Raw genomic sequence first — 20,757 nt, 5'->3', positions numbered from 1 at the left:
GATTCTACCCTTCACGTGCGGACGCTAGGTGACGTTTGTTGTTTCTGGCTCGTCAGGGGCGAAACGATAATCGCCAGCGAGCTGTTGCCCTGGACGTGATTCACATCGGTGACCTGAGGTAGAGCTGTAGGCGACACGTCGTCGGCTCGGGATAAATGACAGTCCCCCGATGGCCGCCACAGTCTCTAGGTACACGACCAGCGATGAGTCCGGATTGGCTGTTTCCGCAGGCCTCGCGATCAACACTACCAGAGCTCCTTCTCGGTCGCGGTCGCGTAAGCCGAGATACAGGTCAAGCCACGCCTTCACATGACGAGGTAGCTCTCCATCGTCACTGACTGCCACCATCAGGATATCGGTATCGGAGGCACTCCGGGCCGCCGCCATGGCGGGTTCCGGCAAATCCAGGTCATCGAAGGCGAATGACTGCGTGTCGCATTCGAGATCCGCAGTCACGTGTTTAATCACGACTTCGGCGCTCCGGGCGCTGTTATCATCATCAAAGACGACGCGGATTTTTAACGGACGCTTAGCGGCTCGCGCTGTCGGATTACCCGGATCCTCAGGTCTCGGGTGCATGACTAGACGTGAATTTTTCATAGGTTGTCTTCTTGCCTTCAGGCTGCTTCCGCAAACGGCTTTAACTGGGAAAGAATGGCCTCTTTACTGGCTGCGCCGATTACTCTGGCGCGGGGACGTCCATCAACGAAATAGAGCAAAGTTGGAATGGATTTAATCCGATACCACCTGCTGAGATTGGGATTGTCGTCGGCGTTGACCCAGACGACTTTCACGCTTCCGGACCACGCGGTCACCACTTCGTCAAGAACCGGCCTGAGAACTTGGAAAGGCTGATTCCCAGGAGCCAGGAACCCCACCAGGACGGGCAGCTTCGACTGGACCACTTCCGAAAAGAAGCTCGCTTCGCCGATCTCGACGATCTGCACTTCGATTTCATTCGAATTCATGGTCTTGCTCACGTGTTAGTCACCCGCCACGTTGACACCGCTTAAGAATCCACCGAGGTGCCCCGTCAGCGCGATCATCACCAAGGTGATCAGGCCCAGAACGAAGTACAGCGGTCCCGGCGATTGTACCGACTGTTTCCGGTCCCGCCACCGCATCGCCCAGAGAAACCAGATCAGCGCCATGCTGGTTACGGCAAAGACCAAATGCAGCCGCAGGACGCCTTTCAATCGCGCCCCGGCAAGTTGCCACTGCCACGCCAGCAGACCCGTGGCGACGGTGGGCACCGACGTAATGGCCGCCCCGGCGAGATTATAAAAGGCCGCAGCTGCCAGTGCCGCCTTGCGCCTCCAGACCGCGAGGACGTCGAACGCGAAGCTCATGATGGTCAGCGCGATCGGGAAGTGGACCAGCACGACATGCTGCGCGTGTTTGGCCAGCAGCGCGCTTTTGGGGTCGAAGACGTTCATTTGGTTGTTTCCGCCGGTAGTACGATGACTTTTCCTTTCATGTGCGGATGCACCGAGCAGTAATAGTCATTCGTCCCGGCAACGGTAAACGTGTACGAAAACTTCTCATCCGTATCCAACGCTGGCGACACGATGGTCGTCTTGTCGACGCTAAGGACCGTGTGCGGGATGTCGTCGCGGTTGATCCAGGTCACCTTCGTGCCAACTGGAACGGTCAGCGTCTGCGGTAGGAAACTGAAGTTGTCGATGGTGACTACATTCGGCGCCGGCTTCTCGCCGGCGATGGATGTGTGGATCACCAACACCATCAGCGCGATGGCACCGGCGTAACCGAGGATTGTTCTTTTCATGTGTTCTTCCTTTCTACGTGACGCCTTCCGTTTCTAACTCGCGAGGGGGGAATCGATAATCGCCAGCGAGCTTTTGCCCTCGATGTAGTTCACATCGGTGATTCCCAACACGCTGCGCAGCTTCTCTGCAGGCACCTTCATGGGACCCGCTGATGGGGCAGTGCCCGGCGCGGGCTGCGGAAAGGCCGTGGACATCGCGGTGTGGAATGTGATGTTCCCCTCGACCTTTTGCATCGTCTGGTGGATGTGGCCATTAAGCACGGTCACCGAGCCGAACCGTTTCAAATAGGACAACGCTTGCGCGCCGTCGTCGGTGCCCCAGCCCCACTCGGGGTAAATGGTCCACAGCGGGATGTGCGCGAAGACGACGATCGGGGTATCACTGGAGAGGCCCTTCACGTTGTCCTCAAGCCATTCCAATTGCTCGGCTCCAAGCGCTCCCAGGCCGCCAGCCTTGAGGTTGAGCACATTGACAAGGCCGATGAAATGCACGCCGCTGTGGTCGAAACTGTACCAACCGTCTCCGTGGGTGTTCTTACCGTAACGTCCGAGATACTGCTTGCCGTTATCGTTAAGAACATCGTGCTCGCCCGGCACGTAGAACACCTGTCCGGTCTTGGCGCTCCTCAAAATCTGGTCCACGGCATCGAATTCTGCCGCCTTCGACAGATGGCTGAGATCGCCCGTGTGCAGGATGAACGCCGGCGGCGTCGGCAGCGCGTTGATCCGGTCGATGGCCGCTTGCAGAGTGCCCACGACGTCCTTATTTGCTTCTTTGCTGAATCCGATGTGACTGTCGCTGATCTGGGCAAAACTCAAGGCCCCTTTGGGCTGCGCCAGCGCACCTTTGAGTGCGCCCGCACCCGCCGTGAGCTGGGTGATGGTCTCCGACCGCAGAATTCCTCCCGTTACGGTAAAAAGCACTCCTGTGCCGACCCACGCCATGCATTTGAGGAATCCACGACGATCGATGCCGTCATGATTGTGATCGTGAATAATTTCATCTCGCATAAGTTTGTTCGCTCCTGGTTTTAAGGTTTGTTGCGCATTCACCAGTACGACCACCGACGTCAGCAGTTATTCCCAACAAAGATCGCCGGGAATAAAACTTCCTCTGGTGGTTCTTACCCTGAATGGAGACGCCAGAATTGACCGTGAACATGACCTCCGCGATTCCACTTGCCACGCTGGCAAGTCTGCGGCACTTTGAACGTCAGGCACGCTCCTGCTGTCACACGGCGGTGGGTTCCAGCCTGACACTGATTGCTCTTCTTATGTCGAATGACGCGGAGATGGCGGACACAACGGACTTTGAGAGTCTGGTGGGTCGTTTTTATCGCCCGCTCTACCAATTTGCCTTCAGCCTGGCCCGCAATGAAGCCGAGGCATGTGACCTCACACAACAAGCGTTTTACGTGTGGGCGACCAAGGGCCACCAACTCCGTGACGTCGCAAAGGTGAAGACATGGTTGTTCACCACGCTCCATCATGAGTTCCTCAAGACGCGGCGCCGCCAGACGCGTTTTCCGCATTACGAACTTGAGCAGGTGGAACACGAGTTGCCGACGATTTCGCCGGCAACAGTGAATCAACTGGACGCCGACGCGGTCGTCGAAGCGCTGGGGCAGGTCGAGGAACTCTACCAGGCGCCGCTCGCACTGTTTTATATGGAAGAACACTCGTACAAGGAGATCGCAGAGATTCTCGAAGTGCCCATCGGCACCGTCCAGTCACGGATCGCCCGCGGCAAGATGCAACTCCAGAAGATTTTGATGGACCGTGCCACCACACCCGGCGCGGACCAGGAAGCGAAACAGCGTGGATAACCAGGAAGCCAAAGAGATTCTGTCGCTATATCGGGCGGGCCTCGACGAAGCAAGCGATCCGTTCTTTGCCGAAGCGCTCGCCCAGGCCCAGCGCGACCCGGAACTGGGCCGCTGGTTTAAGGAACAGTGCGCCGCTGACGCCGCGGTGCGCGAGAAGTTTCAGCAAATCGTCGCTCCCGCGAGTTTGCCACAGCAGATCCTCTCAGAGCGCAAAATCGTCCGGCCGGCAATTTGGTGGGCACGCCCTGCCCTGTGGGCTGCAGTGGCCGCCACCATTGTACTGGCCGTACTCGCCAGCTCCCTGCTGCGGCAACCGGAAACACCGACCTTCCAGTCCTACCGCAAGAACATGGCGAAGCTGGTTTCGGGTGAGTACAAGATGATGCTCGAAACAAACGACCTGGGCGCCATCCGCCAATTCCTCGGCAAAAATCACGGGGCAGTTGACTACGTTCTAACAAAGGAGATGGAGAAGTTGCCCGCGGAGGGTTGCGCCCTGATCTCCTGGCACGGCCAGCAGGTTTCGCTCGTCTGTCTCGACCGTGGCCACGATGATGATTTGTTCCTCTTCATCGTCGATCGCTCGGCATTGCCCGACCCGCCCCCCAGTCCGTCAGCCCAGTTCGTGCGTGTCAACAACATGGCCACCGCCAGTTGGACTTCCGGTGACAAGACCTACGTTCTCGCTGCCAAAGGCAACGAAGACGACCTGCGGAAATTCCTCTAGCCGCAAACGACGGAAAGCGGTATAGCTCGGCGCATGTTCGAGCATCGACAAGACCCACTCGCGCCTCGGCCACGGTACCACCGCCGCCTGCTCCGCCACTTCGGAATCGGATTGGGGCTGGTGGGTGCGAGCCTGGGGATGGGAGTCATCGGATATCACCTCAGCGAAGGACTCGGCTGGTTGGATGCGCTGGTTAATGCCTCCATGATTCTGTCCGGCATGGGGCCCGTCAACGAACTGCATCACGATGCCGGCAAGTGGTTCGCCTCGTTCTACGCGCTGTTTAGCGGCGTGGCCTTCATTACCAGCGTCGGCGTGATGTTCGCGCCGGTGGTGCATCGGTTCCTACACAAATTCCATCTCGAAACCGGTTCGAAATAGGATCTCCGGAAATCAACTTGCAGGTAATGCGTTGGCACGCTTTCGCTGACCCAGTCGAAGCACGAGATAAGTCACGACGAGAGCGTTGGCCAGTAGCAGGCAGATGCGCACGACGGTCGTATGTCTTACCAACGCGTAGATTTCGATCGGGATAAAAGACGCGGTGATGATCGACGTGAGGTATTCCGCCCAGACTTTTTCCATCAGCAAACCGACGCCTTCCGTCGACAAAAGCGCTGAGTAAAACAGCGAGGTCGTAACGACCAGTGGTAGGTCGCGCTTTTGTACCAAACCAATTTCCACCAGCCAGTATTGGACGAACTTGCTGTCCGTATCGACCTGGAACACATGGGCCCAATGACGAATGACCTCCGTCGCGTCCTTGTGAATCAGCGACAGCGCTCCCAGGCCAAAGGCGAGCAACAACGCCCCCTTCACAAGTTTGAAAACTCCGATGACGATAAAACCAACGTCGTGATGTCTTCGCGTACCCATACGAGGCCGCGACTATCGCAATAATTCTTGTGAACGTCGAGCCAGATGACTACGCTCGCGATTCTTATGGAAACACTTCAGGGCAAGACGGCCATCATCACCGGCGGCGGTAGCGGCATTGGCAAGGCCATTGCCACCGCGCTGCTGCGCGAGGGCGCCAATGTGGTGATTGCCTCGCGCCGCGCGTTGTCCGTCGAGAACACCGTGACTGTCGCCTGCGATGTTCGTAAGAAAGCCGATGTCGTGAAAGTGGCGGAAACTGCGAAGCAACGCTTCGGCGGCATCGACATTCTCGTCAACAACACCGGCCTCGGCGTGGGCAGCAAGGTCGTCGACTGCTCCGAGGAAGATTGGCACAAGGTGCTCGACACAAACCTGACCGGCACATTCCTTATGACGCAAGCCGTGTTGCCGGCGATGATCGCGCAACGCTCCGGCTACATCGTCAACATCGCCTCGCAAGCCGCCAAGCACGGCTACCCCCAGGCCGGTCCCTACTGCGCATCGAAGTTCGGCATCATCGGCTTGTCAGAGGCGCTGCAGCACGAAGTGCGGGAATTCGGCATTCACGTCCACTGCCTCTGCCCCGGGCTCGTGCAGGTTCCCCCGCCCCAAAACGAAGGTGAAGTCCGCCAGGGCGTCCTGCAAGTCGAAGACCTCGCCTCGACAGCGCTATTTCTCCTGAAGCTACCCCGCCGAGTCAACATCGAGAACATCGGCCTGTTTCACTTCTAAGCGGCCCAATCCAAAATCACCTCACGGCCGGCCGCCCATTACCAGTGACAGGATCGCTTTTACTGTGTGCAACCGATTCTCCGCCTGGTCGAACACCACGGATTGCGGGCCGTCGATTACGGCGTCCTCAACTTCCGCGCCGCGGTCTGCGGGTAGCGGGTGCATGTAACACGCTTCCTTCTTCGCCATCTTCATTCGCTTCTCGGTGCAGACCCAGCTCTTGTATTTATTGAGGATTTTCATGCCCGCTTCTTTGCGATCGGCTTCGGGAACGCCCTGGTCGTTGAGATACTGGTGGCAACCCCACGATTTCGGATAGCAGACAATGGCGTCCTTGAACCCATCATCCATGTCGTGAATGATCTCGAACTTGGTCCTGTTTTCCTTGGCGAATTTCTTCGCCGCCTCGACGGTGCGCGGCATCAAATTGAATTCCTTCGGATGCGACAGTGTCACGTCCATGCCGAAGCGCGGCAGCAGCCAGATCAATCCCTGCGGCACGCTGAGTGGACGCGCATACGCGGGCGCATACGTCCACGAGACGAGGCATTTCACGCCGCGCAAATTGTTACCGTACTTCTCGCGCATCGTCATCAAATCCGCAATCGCCTGTAACGGATGATCCACATCATCCTGCAAGCTGACCACGGGCACCGAAGCATGCTCGGCCACTTCGCGGAGGTACTTGTTGCCAACGCCATAGAAACAGTTGCGGATCGCGATACCGTGACCGTAACGCGACAAGACCTTGCCGGTATCCTTCGGTGTTTCGCCGTGGGAAATCTGCATCTTGTCTGGTGTCAGGTCGTGCGCGTGACCGCCGAGCTGCGTCATCGCGGCCTCGGTCGAATTGCGCGTGCGCGTGCTCTGCTCGAAGAACATCATGAACAGTGTCTTGTCCTGCAGCAGACGGTGCGCTTCGCCCAGCGCAAAACGTTTTTTCAGGTCGCCGGCGACCTCGAGCACCGTCTCGAGTTCTTCCTTCGTCCAATCCGGCGTCTCAATGTAGTCCTTGCCTCGTAACAATGTTTGCATAGTGATTTCCTTAAAGGAGTTTCAGTTATTCGCGTTCCGTCCGTCTGGCTAGAACGCCCAAAGGCAAATTCCCGCCACGGCAATCGCCGCGCCGGCCCAGCGCACTACCGGCAATCTCATGTTCTTCACAGCGTTCGCCAATGCGATGCCACTCGCATGTAGCAGCACCGTCGCCAGTGCGAACCCCGCGCCGTACGCATACCCAACCGCATTGGCCGGCATCTCGGTGCCGTGTGAATGCCCGTGAAAAAACGCAAAGACGCCCACAATCGCCATGCTCGCCGCCAACGGAAACCGCGCGGCCACGGCAATCAAAACTCCGAGCATCGACACCGAAAGTAAAATCCCCTGTTCCGTAAACGGCACCCGCAGCCCGCCCATCGCCAGTGCCCCGCCGAGCATCATCACGCCAACGAAACTCGCCGGGACCATCCAGCGCGCCCGACCGCCAAGTTGCGCCGCCCACAAACCGACCGCCACCATCACCAATATATGATCGAGCCCATGCAACGGATGCGCAAACCCGCTGCCAAATCCATGCACGTCATTGGGGAGCATATGGGCCTGAGCGCCCACGCCGGTGAGCAGCAGAAAAGCCGCCGAAATCCAAAGAGAACGCGAGATCGTCTTCATGCCTTCCACTCTATTTGTCATGCCATTCGCCTGTCAAGAAACTTGCGGAGAACCATCTCTTCTTGGTCTGTTCAGTATCGCATGTTGGGCCTTGGACGCTTCACTATTCATCACAGTCTCTCCGGTTCGTCATGCTTGAGCTTGTCCAGCCGAGTCTGCGAGACGCCGCGGTCGTTTGCGGCAACCATCTCACACTACACATATAATCCTTCTAACAACCAGAGCATCTTCCCTATTCCAAGTGCTCCCAATCGATAGCGCCAGCCTCTGAAATCGTTCTAATTCTGCCCGAAACACCCTCAAAACACCCTCCCGGTGGGTTCGTTTTGGAAAACGAACCCACCGAAAAAACCCTCTCCTCTGTTGCACAACTCATTGCAGACCAAATCCATACACCAGTTCTTCACGAAAAAATCGGTGGGTTCGTTTCGCAGAAACACATGTTTTGGAGATCTCTCCCCTTGGGGAAAGCCGAATCGGCCAGACGCTACGAGCCTCCGCGCCGTAATTCGGAGCAAAGGATTGAGGTGAGGGGTGTTTGCCCCCTCGTGAAGTAAGCTCTCTCTTCATAAAACCGCGCCGACTATACCGCTCCCACAACGCCGTGTCCAGCAAAATTATCAATTAGCGATATTCGTCAGGCGGCGCCATCGACGCACGGCTAAAGTGGCTTGAGTGCAAGCAGCAGCGTCCACGAGGTTCCGGATTCCCCCACTTTTCGAAAGCCTGCGGACTCATAGAGCTGCCGCGCAGAGTTCAGGGGGCTGACGCTCAGACTAAGAGCCGGGAAACCATCTGTGCGGGCCGTCCCTATGAGGGCGTCAAGCAACCTCCGCCCAAGTCCCTGGTGCCGATAATCCGCTCTCACCGCCATTGCTACTTCCGGTGTGGTTGCATCCACAAATCCATAGGAGTGAAGCTCGGGTGTCCAGAGCCGAAACCACGCGGCCCCCGTCCGCACACCATTCTCTTCTGCGATGATCGCCCGATCTCCGCGGCGTGTCCAACCGGCGAGCAGCTTGATGAACTCCGGGTCGTCGCGAAACGAGGCGAATGAAGGACGCTTGGTGGATGGGTCCCAGAAGAATGCCTCAAAGAGCATCTCTTCGAGGAAGTCCAGGTCCTCCGCCTCCTCTTGCCGAAGTTGCGTCATGTTTTTCCGCTCCACACCGGTCAGGTCTGCGAACCTCATTAAACCGTTGACCGTACCGGGAGGAAAGCACAAAAGGCGTCCACGTTGGCCCACTGGACCAAGTCCGCTTGAATTGAACCTACGTCAGTGATACAAGCGTCAATGAAATGGACGCCTTAAATAGCGCCTTCTGACCATGCAACAACTCATCGCAGGCGTTCACAAATTCCAGCAGGACGAACTCGGCAAGTACCGCAAACTCTTTCGCCGTCTTTCGCGGCAGGAACAGAATCCGCATACGCTCTTCATCACCTGCTCGGACTCGCGTGTCCTGGCGGAGTTGATCACGCAGAGCCAGCCCGGCGATTTGTTCGTTGTGAAAAACATCGGCAACATCGTCCCCCGCGCGGACGTCCCGGGCCGAAATTCAACCGCCGCGGCCATCGAGTTTGCGGTAAACATCCTCGGCGTGACCGACGTCGTGGTCTGCGGTCATTCGCAGTGCGGGGCGATGACGGCTCTACTCGACGGTTTGCCGGATTCGCCGGAAATACCGCATCTAAAGGAATGGATCGCCACGGCCGCTCCCGTCCGCGAATTGATGGACCGCCACTACCAGCATCTCACCGACCGCACCGAACGCATCACCGCCGCCGCCGGGGAAAACGTCCTGTTCGCGCTGGAGAATCTCCACACCTACCCCGCCGTCGCGGCACGCCTGGCCGCCGGTACCCTGCGCCTGCACGGCTGGTTCTTCGAACTCGCCACCGCCAAGCTCTTCGCCTACGACCTTACTACCCAACAATTCCAACCCATCGAGCCGGAGCCATGACAAAATGCATGGTCGTGGATTACAGGAAATATGGGCTGCAGGATCAGGGGCAGAGACTGCTGTAGTACTTACCCGTTTGGTATTGGTAGAAAGCCAGGCGCTTGTCGCGCGCCGCTTGGAAGGTCGGGTTGGTCAACAGCAACCAGCAGTACTCAATCCGCCCCATCAATCTCGTGCGAAGTTTGATCTTTTTCATCCGGGTCTCCTTTGTCCAACGAAAACAAGGATAAAGAAAACGCGGTCGTCCGTATATTGGGCAGGCAGATGAATCTGGCATCGGACAAATGACCAAGCTCCCTCAGTAAATCGCCCTACCCCGCCAATCCCCCGTCACCAAAAGTACCATCCTCGGTCAAGCGGAAGCGGCGTGCGAGGCGAGTTCTCCTGCATCTCAACAGAATGCCCCAAGGGTGGTCGCACAGGTTCGAGTCCTATGCGAGGAGTCCTATTTTGTGCTTTCCTCATGGTTCGAGAGAGCGTCTAATGGGTTCGCCCACTCGATTGTTATGAAACTCACCCTGATTCGGGTAGCCGGCATTATGGTTTTGTTGGCTGCGGTGGCGATCTATTTTCTCCTTCGTCCTACCATTGAATACGAGGCACTCGGCGGAGGTTACGAATTGAAGGTTGTCAGGACTTTTTTTAGTCCGGTAGGCTCAAGCGTAGGTTGCCAGCTTTATTACAAGACCCCAGACGGGCAACACGTTCCCCTGTGCGCATATCTGTGGACTGTCCACGTTGAGAAGGAGCTTGCCATCTACACGTGCGACTCGGATGAGAAGATTTTCGTTGTCAGGGCGGGGAATTCTGCAACTAACGTCACCGAGGCCGTTTTGAGGTACGGCTGCTTCATGCAAACTGGTGATGATGGTTCTCAGAGCATCTTACGATCAGGAGTACACTGGACGATATATGAATTCGAGAGACACGGAGACCAATATAAGGTTATGGCGGGAGGCGGTAACACGAATCTAGATTTTTTCATAACGCTGCGGGAAATCGAGTTCATCAGTGGCCTCAATTAGGCGAAGCGAGTCTTGGCCAGCGGGGGCAAGCCTCGGAAGTTCAAACCGCAAGGTTCGCAAACCGTCCAAAGCGGGGAGGCAATTTCCCATCCGTCCGAATGCGACGTAGGCCAGGATGATCGCCCGAAACAGCCGTCTACTTCACTTCGTGTGCTTCGTGTCTTCTTCGTGTAATTCGTGAACCAAACTAATCACTTCGGCTCCGGCCCCTGCACGGACTGCACCAGATCAGCCGGATGCAACCATTTCGCGAACGCGGCTTGCACTTCTTCGGCTGTCATCGTGCTGCAACGTTGCGCGGCGCGAGTCGGTTCGTCGAGCGGGAGGTCGCGCGTGGCGAGCGAGAGCAGCGTGGATGCGATGCCGCCCACGCTGGACTCGGTCAGCGGAATCTCGCGTAGCCACTGGGCTTTCGCTTGCTGCAATTCGTCCGCGGTCACCGGCTTGGTCTGCATGTCGTTCAGGTTGCGCTCAATGATCGCGCGGGCCTTCGAGACGTTCGGCGGATCGCAGCCAAATTCCACTTCGTACAACGCCCGCGTCTTGCCGACATCGAACCCTGACTGCACGGCGTACACCAGCCCGCTGTCCTTGCGCAGGTCGCGGTATAACCGGGTCGCGTAGAATGCGCCGCCGAGCACGAGGTTGCCGAGTTGCAACGGATAGTAATCCGGGTCGTAACGGTTCAAGCCGAGCGTTTCCGCCAGTACCGCCTTGTCCTGCACCCGGCTCTTGTCGGGAACCGCAATGACCGACGCCACATTGTTGGAAACCGGCGGTGGGACCGTCTCCGGTTTCGGCCCGGTCGCCGTCCAATCACCAAACCATTTTCCGATAACAGTCTTCGCCTGGTCGGGTGTGACGTTCCCGATCACCACGATGGTTGTCAGGTCGGGACGGAAAACATATTGATGATAGGCGCGCACATTGTCCAGCGTCAGCGCGTTCACACTGTTCGTCGTCGCCTGCCGCAGCGCCGGGTCGCCTTTCGGAAACAGCGCACCCAGCAACGCCCGCTGGCTCAAATAATCCGGGCTCTCCAACGCTCCCACTACGCCGTCGGCAACTTGCTTGCGGACCGTCTTGAACGCCTCTTCAGGCAGGGCCGGATGCAATAAGTTGTCCGCCAACAATTGCACGCCACGGTCCAGATACTTGGTCAGGACATCCACCTCGAAGCTCGTGCCGGCCGACTCGTTCGCGCCGATATCGTCCAGCGCCTTCTGAAAAGCGACGCGGTCCAGCGACTCGGTGCCGAATGAGAAGAGTTCAGCGAGCACCTGGTCCACGCCCTCCTGTCCCTCGGGCATCTCCAGGCCCGCATGGTTGCGCACGCGACCGTAGACATTGACCGTGTCGCTGATCGTTTCGGGCTGCACGATGAGTTGTAGCCCGTTCGTCAGCGTGGTCACCACCGGATGCACCGTGGATTCCGGAACCGCGGGAAGCTTTGCCAATTTCGCCGCTGCCCAGTCCGGCAGCGGCACCGTCGCCGCCTCCTTGGACGTAAACGACTCGTGTCCGCCGTAGGTCGAGGACGAAGTCGCCTTTCCAGAAGCCTCGGGCGTCATGACGGTCACGATGGCGTGATCCAGATCGAGATATTTGCGGGCGACGCGATTGACATCGGATACCGTCACGCGCTTGATTTCCTCGATGTCTTCGTCGGGCGAACGGTGATGTTCCAACGCCAGCGCCGCCGACCACGACATCGCCAAACCTTCCACGGAGTTCTTCTCGAACTCCGCATCGGCCACTTCATGCCGTTTCTCCGCCTCAACCAAATCACGCGGGAATCCATGCTTCACGTATTGCGTGAGCACCGCGCGCATGTCTTTGATCAAAGCCTCGCCATCTCCCCCCTTGGGAAACGCACACATCGCATAAGCCAGGCTCGCCTTCGGCAACGAACCCAATGCAAATTCCGCCGACAACGCCTTCCCGGCCGGCACCAGCGCATACAAATCGCCGCGATGACTCGACAACACGTCGCCCATCACCTGCGCGGCAGCGGAGTCGTCGCTGTCCGTCCCCGGCAGCCGGAACGTGATCACCGCCATCCCGTACGACAAATCGCTCGTCATGTGCAGCGTGTCAGGCTTGACCGCCTGCAAATGCACCTCGGGACGACGCGCCAGTTTCTTCGACGGAATGTTTTCGAACAGGCGTTTCACGGAAGCCAAAGTCGTCACCGGGTCCACGTCGCCGACAATCACGAAGATCGCATTATTCGGCGCGTACCAATTCCGATAAAACCTTTGCAGCATCGCGCCCGTCGTCTTATCGAATGACGGTCGCGTCCCCAACGCATCGTGCGCGTACGGCGTTCCCTTGAACACCGCTTCCAGTAGCTTCATGTAAAGCAGGTACGAAGGATTGGAGAGGTCCTGGGCCACTTCCTGTTCGATTGCTCCCCGCTCCTTGTCCCACAGCTCGTCCGTTCCAAGGATCCCGCGCATCCGCAACGACTCGACATGCAACGCCAGTTCGAGGTCGTCGGCCGGAACCGTGAAATTGTATTGGGTGACGGTCTGCTGCGTATTGGCGTCGAAGTTGCCCCCCATGGCGGCGGAAATATGGGCCAGTTGGTCCGCCGAAAGACCCGGGTTGCCGCGAAACATCATGTGCTCCAGCGCGTGGGCCATCCCCGGAAACCCCTCCGGCGCCTCATCCGACCCGACCTCGTAATTCACCACCGTCGTCACCACCGGCGCCAGCGGATTGCGTACGATCACCACGCGCAACCCATTTTTCAGCGTCGCACGGAGGATGTTCCTGTCAAAAGTGAACTGGGCGTTGGACTGTCGCGGAGATAGCGCGAGCAGTAGGACTAACAGAAAATGAAGTCTTTTCATTTGTATGGAGGACAAAGATCGGACAGTGAATGACATTGCCCCGTTCGAAAGTCAACTCCGCCCGCTGTAGAAATCACGGGGCGCTAACATCAATCCGGTAGAATCGCCCCGGCACATTCGTCGCGCCACCAGGATCGGTAAACGTCAACATTCCGTCGTTGCCGGATTGCGAACCGCCCATGGCCAGCCAATTGGTCGGCGCGAGCGATGGCGTGACCTGCATCTGATATGTATGCCCCATGACCGAGAGGATTTGCACAACGAAATCGTTACCGGAAACAAATGTTTGCGCTACCTGGACGCTGCTGGCGTCCAGCACGACACCATTATTAATGAACCCACCATGGAAGTTGGTCGTGCCGCCATTGATGAGATCGATCACGCCGTTGTTGACCACCGGGCCGTAGAACTCCAGCGAGCTCCCATTGATCGCGCGCATCGTTCCGTTATTCGTGACACTTCCCGTAAACGTGAGCGTGCCGCCGCAATCCGCCAATACTGTGCCCTCGGAATCGACAACCACCGCACCGTTGATCGTGCCGCAGCCGGTCAGGAAGGAAGCATTGCGAACCTTGAGTCCGTCGGCGAACGAATGCGTACCGCCGAGCAGATGATACGTCGCCGTGCTTGCGCCGTCACCCACGACAAACTGCTGTGCGTTGGTCACAAACGCCGCCCTGCCGTTCAGCGAGCCGGCATTAAGCGTGACGATGCTGTTGGCGCCGTTCGTCGCGATGAGTTTGTCCACCGTGACCGAGCCGCCGTTGATAATCAGACTGCCAAGTCCACCGGCCGAGCTGACGACGAGCGCGGCGTTCCCGAGTGCGTTGGTGACGAACAAACCTCCGCCGGTCACGCGGACCACATTGTTCGTCCCGACAGCTCCAATAAATGCGTTGCGCGCGACGACCGAGCCGCTGGCAATCTCCAGACGATTGCTGTTGCCCGCGTTGCCGATGTACAACGTAGTGGTGTTTCGCCAGGCGGAGTTGCTCCCCGTGACTATCACCGTGTTGTTGCTGGCAGTCGCGTTGTACCCAACGGCGCCGATCCCGTCATCGGAGACCACTCCGCCGTTGGTAACGACCAACTGGTTGGCCGCGCTGTTGTAACCGATGTAACAATCAGTGCTGTGCCATACCGAATTACTGCCAGTGACTGTGACCGTGTTGTTGCTGCTGCTCGTATTGACACCCACTTCAGACACGTAACCATTGAGCGTGGCGCCGTCGGCGACGATCAACTGATTGCTCCCGCCAAAGTAGCCGAGCCAGAAATAGGAGTAGTCCGTCCAGACCGAATTTGTTCCCGTAACCGTGATCACGTTGTTGCCATTGGCCGCCGGATTGCCGCCGACAGTACTGACGAAGGCGAAGTTCACGAACTTGCCGCCATTGGTGATGATCAACTGGTTGCCCACGCCCGCGCCGATTTGGAAGCTAATCTGATTGGTCCAGACCGAGCCGTCGCCCGTGATCGTCATCATGTTGTTGCTGGCAGAAGTGTTATTGCCAAGGTATACGCTGCCGGTGACCAGCATGCCGCGGTTGGTGACGATCGACTGATTGGCCGCACCGGTGTTGCCGAGGTAGAATGTGCTGGCCACATTCCACGTCGAGTTGCTGCCGGCCACGGTGCCGGTTGCGTTCGGGCCGTCGATGTTGCCGTTGCTGCTGAACACTTGTCCACCGTTGGTGACGCTCAACCGACAGCCCGGCACGGCGGTCAACACGCCATTGCTCCAACTCGCGCCGACACCGCTGACCGAGGCATTGCCAACAGTGCTTGTGGCGACGCCGGTCGTGTCAAGTTGGCCGCCCGACTGAATGCGCAGCTCGCCATCGACGGTGAATGCGCCCGTGCCAAACGTTCCAACCTGCACGGTCGCGTTGCTGACAATGGCGACCGCATTCGTACCGATGCTCAGGTAAACGGAAGTGAACGGCGTGCCGGCCGGTGTATTGGCAATGCCCAACGTGTTGGTCACGCCGGTCGGGCCGGACAGAGCGATGTTGAAGTTGTTCACGCTGCTCGGGGCGGAGGAGAATGTGCTCGCGGTGACGGTAACGGTCTTGGTGGTAGCGTTCGTGATGAGCACCAGCGAATCGGCGGACGAGGGCGGCACCGTGCGCGACCAGCGTGCGCCATTTTCCCAAAGATCATTGCCGGGGAAGCTCCAGCTATTCGTGCTACCGCTCGAGGAGAAGATGCCCGCATGGAAGATGGCGGTGCCGCCGGTGAAGTTGGTCGTGCCGAAGTTCAGCACCGGGCCGTAGAATTCAATGATGCCGCCCCCGCTCGCGCGGAGCGCGCCGTTATTCTTCACGATGCTGGAAAATGTGAGCGTGGCGCCGTTGATATTGGCGTCGATCGTACCGTTGTTGAGGACGCCGCCGGTCACGGTACCCGATCCAGTGAGGAAGTTCCCCGTGCCGACGTTCACGGACGAAGCCTGCGCGAGGCCGTTGGAAAGGCGGAGCAGGTTGTTGAGTCCGCCACGCGCCCCAACAAAGATATTTGCAGCGGCAACTTTACCAAGTAGCGCCGCTGTGAGGCGGTTGCTGTGCGAACCGTCGCCGAGGGCGAACGAGCCGGTATTGTTCCAAACCGACCCAACGCCGGTCACCGTTCCGAAATTGTTGCTGCCGTCAATGCCAACGGTCGACGCGTAGCCGAGGCTGGCGGTGTAATCGACCACCGCGCCACCATTGCTAATCATCAGGCTATTTCCGTGGCAGGTATATCCGACGTATAGGAAATTATTCTGATTGCTCCAGACAGAGCCCGCATCGGTGACAAGCGCGGAGTTGCTGTTGCCGCCGCCGGTAACCAACGGATAGCCGATGTAGCCGCCGAGATGACCGACCGCCACACCGCCATTGCTGACCACCAATGAATTCCGGCTACCGCCGCCGCCGACATAAAGATACTGGTCGTTGTACCAGATCGAGCCGGGGTCGGTCACCAGCGCGAAATTGTTCGTCCCGAAATTGCCGCCAACGTAGCCCAGCAGGCTCTCAAGATAACCTCCATTGGCAACCGTGAGCGAGTTGCTGCGACTGGAGTACCCGATGTAGAGACTGCTGACGTACTGCCAGGAAGAGTTGGTGCCGGTGACCAACACGGAGTTGCTGATGCTGTCGGCGAAATAGCCGAGGTAACAACTGGAACCGTACGGATTGATGCCATACGCCTTCGCGCCGTTGGCGATCGTCACCGTGTTGCTCGCGCCGTCCTGACCGATGTAGAGGAGGTCATTCACCCACGTCGAGCCGGGACCGGTCACCAGCACGGAGTTGCGGTCGCTGGTCGCCGCGTACCCGATCTCGCAGTAGCTACCATCGTACACCGCGCCGCCGTTGCTGATCGTCAACGAGTTGCCCAATCCGTTCAGGCCGACGTAAAGCGCGGTCGTGTTCGTCCACGTCGAACCGCTGCCGGTGACCAACACTGAATTGGTACGTCCAGTCGTCTGGTAGCCGATGTAGCCGTAGGCGTTGGAAACCGCGCCACCCCCGGCGACCGTCAGGACGTTATGGGCGCCAAATGATCCGACGGTGATGGAGTTGGTCGAGGCCAATGTTGAGCCGTGGCCGGTGACGATCAGTGTGTTGTTACTGCCGGGGCCGTAGGAGCCCACCTCAAGGGCACTGCTGAACACCACCCCGGCATTCGTGATCGTCACCTGATTGACCGAGCCGGAGTAACCGACATAGAAGAAAGACGTATTGATCCATGCCGAATTCATCCCGTCAATGACGGCACTGTTGCCGGTGGCCGGGCTGAGCAGACCCAGTCCGCCCGCCGTACCGTATACCGTTGCGCCGTTGGCGATGACGAGCTGGTTGGCCGCCGCGGCGTCGCCGACGACGAGCTCGAACGTATTGCTCCACAGCGACCCATTGCCGGTGACGGTCACGAGATTGTTGCTGCTCGATCCGTTAAAACCGATGATGCCGTAGTTGCCAGAAACCTGACCGCCGTTGGCGATTAGCAGCGTGTTGGCCGCACCGGAACTGCCGATGTACAGGTAGTTCGTATTCCGCCAGGCGGAACCGGGGTCCTGGATCGTGGCAGTGTTGTTACTGCTGGAGATAAACGAGCCCACAAGGCCGTCGCCGCTGAACATGGTCGCACCATCCGCCACGACCAGCTGATTATTCGCGGCCTTGTAGCCGATGTACGCGATGCTGCTGTTGCTCCAGGCGGAGTCGCTGCCGGTGATCAACGCCGAGTTCTGTGAACTCTGGTTGGTGAATCCCAACGCGCCAACCGTGTCAAAGACCACGGCCCCGTTGGAAACGATCAATTGATTCCCAAACCCGCCGTAGCCGACGATGATGTTGGTGTCGTTGAGGAGCGCGCCGCTGCCGGTAATCAGAGCCAGATTGTTGCTGCTGATCGGATCAAACCCGACGCGGATCTCAACAGCGCGCACCGTTCCGCCATCCGCGACAACGAGTGTGTTGGAAGAGCCGACATAACCGGCGTAGATGAAATTCGTGCTGCTCCACACGGCACCCGCGCCGACGACTGTCGCGGTGTTGTTGCTGGTCACCCGGTCCGAACCAATAAAACCGGTGCCACTGAAGACTGCGGCGCCATTCGACACGACGAGTTGATTGTTCGCGCCCACATATCCGACGTAGAGATAGACCGTGTTGCTCCATGTCGAGCCGGCGCCCTCAATCCACGCTGTGTTAGCCACGCTCGAATTCGTGTAGCCAATTGTGCCCGCTTGAGCCAATGCCTTGCCGCCGTTGGTCACAATCAACCGGTTGCCAACGCCGGCATAACCCGCAAACAAGTTGATGCCATTGCTCCACACCGCACCGCTGCCGGCAACGACGGCAATATTGCCGGTGCTGCTGGGACCGACGCCGATGTAACCGGAGAGCGCATTGGCGAGACCGCCGTTCGCAATCTCCAGCCGGTTCGAGTAGCCGAGATCGCCGACATAGAGAGTGTCGGTGTTGCGCCACGTCGAGCCGATGCCGACGACGGTCGCGATGTTGCTGCGGCTGATGTTGGCGTCGCCGATGGCGCCTTTTCCGCTCCAGAGCAAGCCGCCATTGGTCACGACGAGCCGGTTGTTTTGGCCAATGAAGCCGTGCACGACGCTGAAACTGTTGCTCCACATCGAGCCCGGGCCTGTGATCGTCGCGACATTCAGGTTCGCGTTTGAGCCGATCAGGCCGACGACGTCCGAAACGACGCCGCCATTGGAGACGATGAGCTGGTTCGCGCCATCGACGTAGCCGATGAAAAGATTGGTTTTCACGCGCCAGACGGACCCGGTATCGCTGATCAATGCAACATTATTGGTGCCGAACAGATTAAAGCCGAGGTAGCCGTTTCCGCTGTAAACGGCACCGCGATTGGTTACGATGAGCCGGTTGTTCCCCCCGTCGTTGCCGAGGTAGACATCAAAGCGGTTCGTCAGCATCGAGCCCAGGCCCGAGATGAGGACGGTGTTGTTGCTGCCGCCCGGCACGTAGCCGACAACGCACGAGCCGTTTGACAGCACGCCGCCATTGATGATTTGCAGGGTGTCGAGAAACGTGTTGCTGCCGATGATGTAAAACGTCCCGACCCAATTGCTGGTCACGCCGCTGATGGTGTTGGTTTGGAAGTTCGCGCTGAACTGTGCGCGGGCAACGGTCGGGATAACCAAAGACACCGCGAGAATAGATAGCAACCCTGCCCCACGATACGCGCGTCGTTTCATCATGCCCCAGCCCAGACTACGACCCTTGCTTCTCCGTGCATGAGTAAAACATTGGCGTATAACGCTGTCGAGAATTTTTTGAGAATTGGGACAGAAATTTTTCTACAGCCTGTAGAGAGCAGGATGGTATACGATACTAATGCTTGGCGTTTTGAAGTGCGAATGATTAATCTTGAATCAACCCCGGTCCTCAGGCTGCGCGTCTCTCAGAAGGCCGAATCGATTCTGCGTTCGGGCCATCCCTGGCTTTTTTCCGACAGCATTCGCGAACAAAACCGCGACGGTAAAGCAGGAGACCTAGCCGTCATATATGATCGGAAAGACCGTTTCCTCGGGATCGGCCTGTTCGATCCTGAGGGACCGATCCGCGTCCGCATGTTGCATGTCGGTAAGCCGCAAAAACTGGACCGCGCCTGGTGGCAACAGCACGTGACCGCGACACTCGACCGACGGCACAACCTTTTTGATTCTCAGACGAACGGCTATCGGCTTTGCAACGGCGAAAACGACGGCTGGCCGGGGCTCGTTTTGGATCGTTATGACTCAACCCTGGTCCTCAAAATTTACACGACGGCCTGGATTCCACGCCTGGAAGAAATTGTGGGCATCATCAGCGAACAAGTCCCCAACGACCGCATCATTCTACGCATGAGCCGGAATATTCTGGACAAATCGCAGCCGTTCACCGAAGGCCAGATCGTTCGCGGAAAGCCCCTGATCGAGCCGGTCATTTTCCTGGAGTCGGGACTCCGCTTCGAAGTCGATGTGGTCCGCGGACAAAAGACCGGCTTCTTCCTCGATCAGCGCGAAAACCGGCACATCGTCGAATCGTTGTCCCAGGGCCGACGCATCTTGAATGCCTTCAGCTTTTCCGGCGGCTTTTCCCTGTACGCTGCCCGCGGCGGAGCCGTCTCTGTCATCGACCTGGACATCAGCCAGCACGCCCTGACCGCCGCGAACCGTAACTTCGAATTGAACCTCGGCCAGTCCTCCATCGCTCGCTGTCATCATGAAACCGTAAAAGCCGACGCCTTCGACTGGCTGGACTCGGCCCCACCAGCATCCTTCGATCTGATCATTCTCGATCCGCCGTCGCTGGCGAAGCGGGAATCCGAACGCGAGCAAGCCATCGGCGCTTACGGGAGATTGACGCGAAGCGCCATAAAACTTTTACAACCCGGCGGCATTTTGGTGGCCTGCTCCTGTTCCGCGCATGTTTCGACCGAAGAATTCTTGGGATCAGTTCGAGAAGCTGCCACCGAATCCGCCCGCCCCTTCAAGGAACTCCAAACCACCGCCCACCCCGCTGACCACCCGGCCGCCTACCCCGAAGCGCATTACCTCAAGGCAATTTATCTGAGGTTTTGATTTCGGTCATGTGATTGACTGTCGGCACGCAATAGACCGCCGACTTTGCAAGCTGACTCCCCGCGTAATTAAACTCCGCAGTCGTTTTGCAACAATAAAAACCAATGAGGCCACGCACAATAACACAAGCATCGCGCGAAGGTGCGTGGCGGCCGGCAGGGTGATCCCGATACCGGTGGCGAAAGCCACATACGCCGCC

At 58.3% G+C, this 20,757-nt stretch carries 19 protein-coding genes; 7 read left to right on the top strand and 12 right to left on the bottom strand.

All coding sequences use genetic code 11. The features are described 5' to 3' along the window. Positions 1 to 24 precede the first annotated feature (24 nt). The 5 genes from VNL17_12105 to VNL17_12085 form a co-directional block, all read right to left on the bottom strand. Entirely contained in the window at positions 25 to 600 is a 576-nt protein-coding gene (locus VNL17_12105) for a hypothetical protein (protein HXI84819.1), read from the bottom strand. Positions 601 to 617: 17 nt separating this feature from the next. Continuing rightward, entirely contained in the window at positions 618 to 968 is a 351-nt protein-coding gene (locus tag VNL17_12100) for a thioredoxin domain-containing protein (protein ID HXI84818.1), read from the bottom strand. Between the two features lie 15 nt (positions 969 to 983). Then, positions 984 to 1,436, bottom strand: coding sequence for a DUF2231 domain-containing protein (locus tag VNL17_12095; protein HXI84817.1), 453 nt, complete (start codon positions 1,434 to 1,436; stop codon positions 984 to 986). Then, positions 1,433 to 1,744, bottom strand: a complete 312-nt coding sequence (locus VNL17_12090; GenBank protein ID HXI84816.1) for a cupredoxin family copper-binding protein — start codon at positions 1,742 to 1,744, stop codon at positions 1,433 to 1,435. Before VNL17_12090 ends, VNL17_12095 begins: the two co-directional genes overlap by 4 nt. A 75-nt stretch (positions 1,745 to 1,819) precedes the next feature. Continuing rightward, positions 1,820 to 2,797, bottom strand: coding sequence for a metallophosphoesterase (locus VNL17_12085; protein HXI84815.1), 978 nt, complete (start codon positions 2,795 to 2,797; stop codon positions 1,820 to 1,822). A 149-nt stretch (positions 2,798 to 2,946) separates the two neighbouring features. Here VNL17_12085 and VNL17_12080 point away from each other — a divergent pair, with 149 nt between their 5' ends. From VNL17_12080 to VNL17_12070, 3 genes are read left to right on the top strand one after another with little or no spacing between them, the layout of a single operon-like run. Then, a complete protein-coding gene (locus VNL17_12080) occupies positions 2,947 to 3,612 on the top strand; it encodes an RNA polymerase sigma factor (protein HXI84814.1) in 666 nt (221 codons plus the stop codon). Further along, the gene (locus tag VNL17_12075) at positions 3,605 to 4,339 is read left to right on the top strand and encodes a hypothetical protein (protein HXI84813.1); all 735 of its coding nucleotides are present in this window, start codon (positions 3,605 to 3,607) and stop codon (positions 4,337 to 4,339) included. The genes VNL17_12080 and VNL17_12075 overlap by 8 nt, the downstream gene beginning before the upstream one ends. Before the next feature lie 33 nt (positions 4,340 to 4,372). Beyond that, the gene (locus VNL17_12070; protein ID HXI84812.1) at positions 4,373 to 4,720 is read left to right on the top strand and encodes a hypothetical protein; all 348 of its coding nucleotides are present in this window, start codon (positions 4,373 to 4,375) and stop codon (positions 4,718 to 4,720) included. Positions 4,721 to 4,732: 12 nt separating this feature from the next. Here VNL17_12070 and VNL17_12065 read toward each other — a convergent pair whose 3' ends face one another. Continuing rightward, on the bottom strand, positions 4,733 to 5,215 hold the full coding sequence (locus VNL17_12065; protein ID HXI84811.1) for a DUF2127 domain-containing protein: 483 nt from the start codon (positions 5,213 to 5,215) through the stop codon (positions 4,733 to 4,735). Between the two features lie 66 nt (positions 5,216 to 5,281). Between VNL17_12065 and VNL17_12060 the strand changes: the two genes are divergently transcribed. Beyond that, entirely contained in the window at positions 5,282 to 5,950 is a 669-nt protein-coding gene (locus VNL17_12060; protein HXI84810.1) for an SDR family oxidoreductase, read from the top strand. Between the two features lie 21 nt (positions 5,951 to 5,971). Here the strand turns inward: VNL17_12060 and VNL17_12055 are convergent, their stop codons facing one another. The 3 genes from VNL17_12055 to VNL17_12045 form a co-directional block, all read right to left on the bottom strand. Next, the gene (locus tag VNL17_12055; protein ID HXI84809.1) at positions 5,972 to 6,985 is read right to left on the bottom strand and encodes an ornithine carbamoyltransferase; all 1,014 of its coding nucleotides are present in this window, start codon (positions 6,983 to 6,985) and stop codon (positions 5,972 to 5,974) included. A 48-nt stretch (positions 6,986 to 7,033) separates the two neighbouring features. Further along, positions 7,034 to 7,618: a HupE/UreJ family protein gene (locus tag VNL17_12050; GenBank protein ID HXI84808.1), complete on the bottom strand. Its 585-nt coding sequence runs from the start codon at positions 7,616 to 7,618 to the stop codon at positions 7,034 to 7,036. 661 nt (positions 7,619 to 8,279) lie between these two features. Next, positions 8,280 to 8,771, bottom strand: coding sequence for a GNAT family N-acetyltransferase (locus VNL17_12045; protein HXI84807.1), 492 nt, complete (start codon positions 8,769 to 8,771; stop codon positions 8,280 to 8,282). A 175-nt stretch (positions 8,772 to 8,946) separates the two neighbouring features. On the opposite strand from VNL17_12045, the gene VNL17_12040 reads away from it, so the two are divergent. Further along, positions 8,947 to 9,582, top strand: a complete 636-nt coding sequence (locus VNL17_12040) for a carbonic anhydrase (GenBank protein ID HXI84806.1) — start codon at positions 8,947 to 8,949, stop codon at positions 9,580 to 9,582. A 43-nt stretch (positions 9,583 to 9,625) separates the two neighbouring features. On the opposite strand, the gene VNL17_12035 is transcribed toward VNL17_12040, so the two are convergent. Further along, positions 9,626 to 9,778 carry a hypothetical protein gene (locus VNL17_12035; GenBank protein HXI84805.1) on the bottom strand — a complete coding sequence of 51 codons (153 nt, stop codon included), beginning with the start codon at positions 9,776 to 9,778 and terminating at the stop codon, positions 9,626 to 9,628. 310 nt (positions 9,779 to 10,088) lie between these two features. Between VNL17_12035 and VNL17_12030 the strand changes: the two genes are divergently transcribed. Beyond that, positions 10,089 to 10,607 (top strand): hypothetical protein, encoded by a 519-nt coding sequence (locus VNL17_12030; GenBank protein HXI84804.1) that lies wholly within the window; start codon positions 10,089 to 10,091, stop codon positions 10,605 to 10,607. Between the two features lie 191 nt (positions 10,608 to 10,798). On the opposite strand, the gene VNL17_12025 is transcribed toward VNL17_12030, so the two are convergent. Together VNL17_12025 and VNL17_12020 are read right to left on the bottom strand one after the other, a co-directional pair. Beyond that, positions 10,799 to 13,462, bottom strand: coding sequence for a pitrilysin family protein (locus VNL17_12025; protein HXI84803.1), 2,664 nt, complete (start codon positions 13,460 to 13,462; stop codon positions 10,799 to 10,801). 73 nt (positions 13,463 to 13,535) lie between these two features. After that, a complete protein-coding gene (locus VNL17_12020) occupies positions 13,536 to 19,193 on the bottom strand; it encodes a hypothetical protein (GenBank protein HXI84802.1) in 5,658 nt (1,885 codons plus the stop codon). A 159-nt stretch (positions 19,194 to 19,352) separates the two neighbouring features. Between VNL17_12020 and VNL17_12015 the strand changes: the two genes are divergently transcribed. Beyond that, positions 19,353 to 20,558 carry a class I SAM-dependent methyltransferase gene (locus VNL17_12015; protein ID HXI84801.1) on the top strand — a complete coding sequence of 402 codons (1,206 nt, stop codon included), beginning with the start codon at positions 19,353 to 19,355 and terminating at the stop codon, positions 20,556 to 20,558. The last annotated feature ends 199 nt before the right edge of the window (positions 20,559 to 20,757 follow it).

Source organism: Verrucomicrobiia bacterium, from assembly GCA_035577545.1.
Lineage (GTDB): Bacteria > Verrucomicrobiota > Verrucomicrobiia > Palsa-1439 > Palsa-1439 > Palsa-1439.
The sequence above is the reverse complement of the archived record's forward strand: the minus strand, read 5'-3'. Positions and strand labels throughout refer to the sequence as shown.

Excerpts from the sequence above, each read along its gene's own strand:
- VNL17_12055 (HXI84809.1), bottom strand. The coding sequence starts at position 6,985 with ATGCAAACATTGTTACGAGGCAAGGACTACATTGAGACGCCGGATTGG.
- VNL17_12025 (HXI84803.1), bottom strand. The coding sequence starts at position 13,462 with ATGAAAAGACTTCATTTTCTGTTAGTCCTACTGCTCGCGCTATCTCCG.
- VNL17_12040 (HXI84806.1), top strand. The coding sequence starts at position 8,947 with ATGCAACAACTCATCGCAGGCGTTCACAAATTCCAGCAGGACGAACTC.
- VNL17_12090 (HXI84816.1), bottom strand. The coding sequence starts at position 1,744 with ATGGTGTTGGTGATCCACACATCCATCGCCGGCGAGAAGCCGGCGCCG.
- VNL17_12050 (HXI84808.1), bottom strand. The coding sequence starts at position 7,618 with ATGAAGACGATCTCGCGTTCTCTTTGGATTTCGGCGGCTTTTCTGCTG.
- VNL17_12065 (HXI84811.1), bottom strand. The coding sequence starts at position 5,215 with ATGGGTACGCGAAGACATCACGACGTTGGTTTTATCGTCATCGGAGTT.
- VNL17_12015 (HXI84801.1), top strand. The coding sequence starts at position 19,353 with ATGATTAATCTTGAATCAACCCCGGTCCTCAGGCTGCGCGTCTCTCAG.
- VNL17_12080 (HXI84814.1), top strand. The coding sequence starts at position 2,947 with ATGACCTCCGCGATTCCACTTGCCACGCTGGCAAGTCTGCGGCACTTT.
- VNL17_12020 (HXI84802.1), bottom strand. The coding sequence starts at position 19,193 with ATGATGAAACGACGCGCGTATCGTGGGGCAGGGTTGCTATCTATTCTC.
- VNL17_12100 (HXI84818.1), bottom strand. The coding sequence starts at position 968 with ATGAATTCGAATGAAATCGAAGTGCAGATCGTCGAGATCGGCGAAGCG.
- VNL17_12095 (HXI84817.1), bottom strand. The coding sequence starts at position 1,436 with ATGAACGTCTTCGACCCCAAAAGCGCGCTGCTGGCCAAACACGCGCAG.
- VNL17_12030 (HXI84804.1), top strand. The coding sequence starts at position 10,089 with ATGAAACTCACCCTGATTCGGGTAGCCGGCATTATGGTTTTGTTGGCT.
- VNL17_12045 (HXI84807.1), bottom strand. The coding sequence starts at position 8,771 with ATGACGCAACTTCGGCAAGAGGAGGCGGAGGACCTGGACTTCCTCGAA.
- VNL17_12035 (HXI84805.1), bottom strand. The coding sequence starts at position 9,778 with ATGAAAAAGATCAAACTTCGCACGAGATTGATGGGGCGGATTGAGTAC.
- VNL17_12070 (HXI84812.1), top strand. The coding sequence starts at position 4,373 with ATGTTCGAGCATCGACAAGACCCACTCGCGCCTCGGCCACGGTACCAC.
- VNL17_12105 (HXI84819.1), bottom strand. The coding sequence starts at position 600 with ATGAAAAATTCACGTCTAGTCATGCACCCGAGACCTGAGGATCCGGGT.
- VNL17_12085 (HXI84815.1), bottom strand. The coding sequence starts at position 2,797 with ATGCGAGATGAAATTATTCACGATCACAATCATGACGGCATCGATCGT.
- VNL17_12060 (HXI84810.1), top strand. The coding sequence starts at position 5,282 with ATGGAAACACTTCAGGGCAAGACGGCCATCATCACCGGCGGCGGTAGC.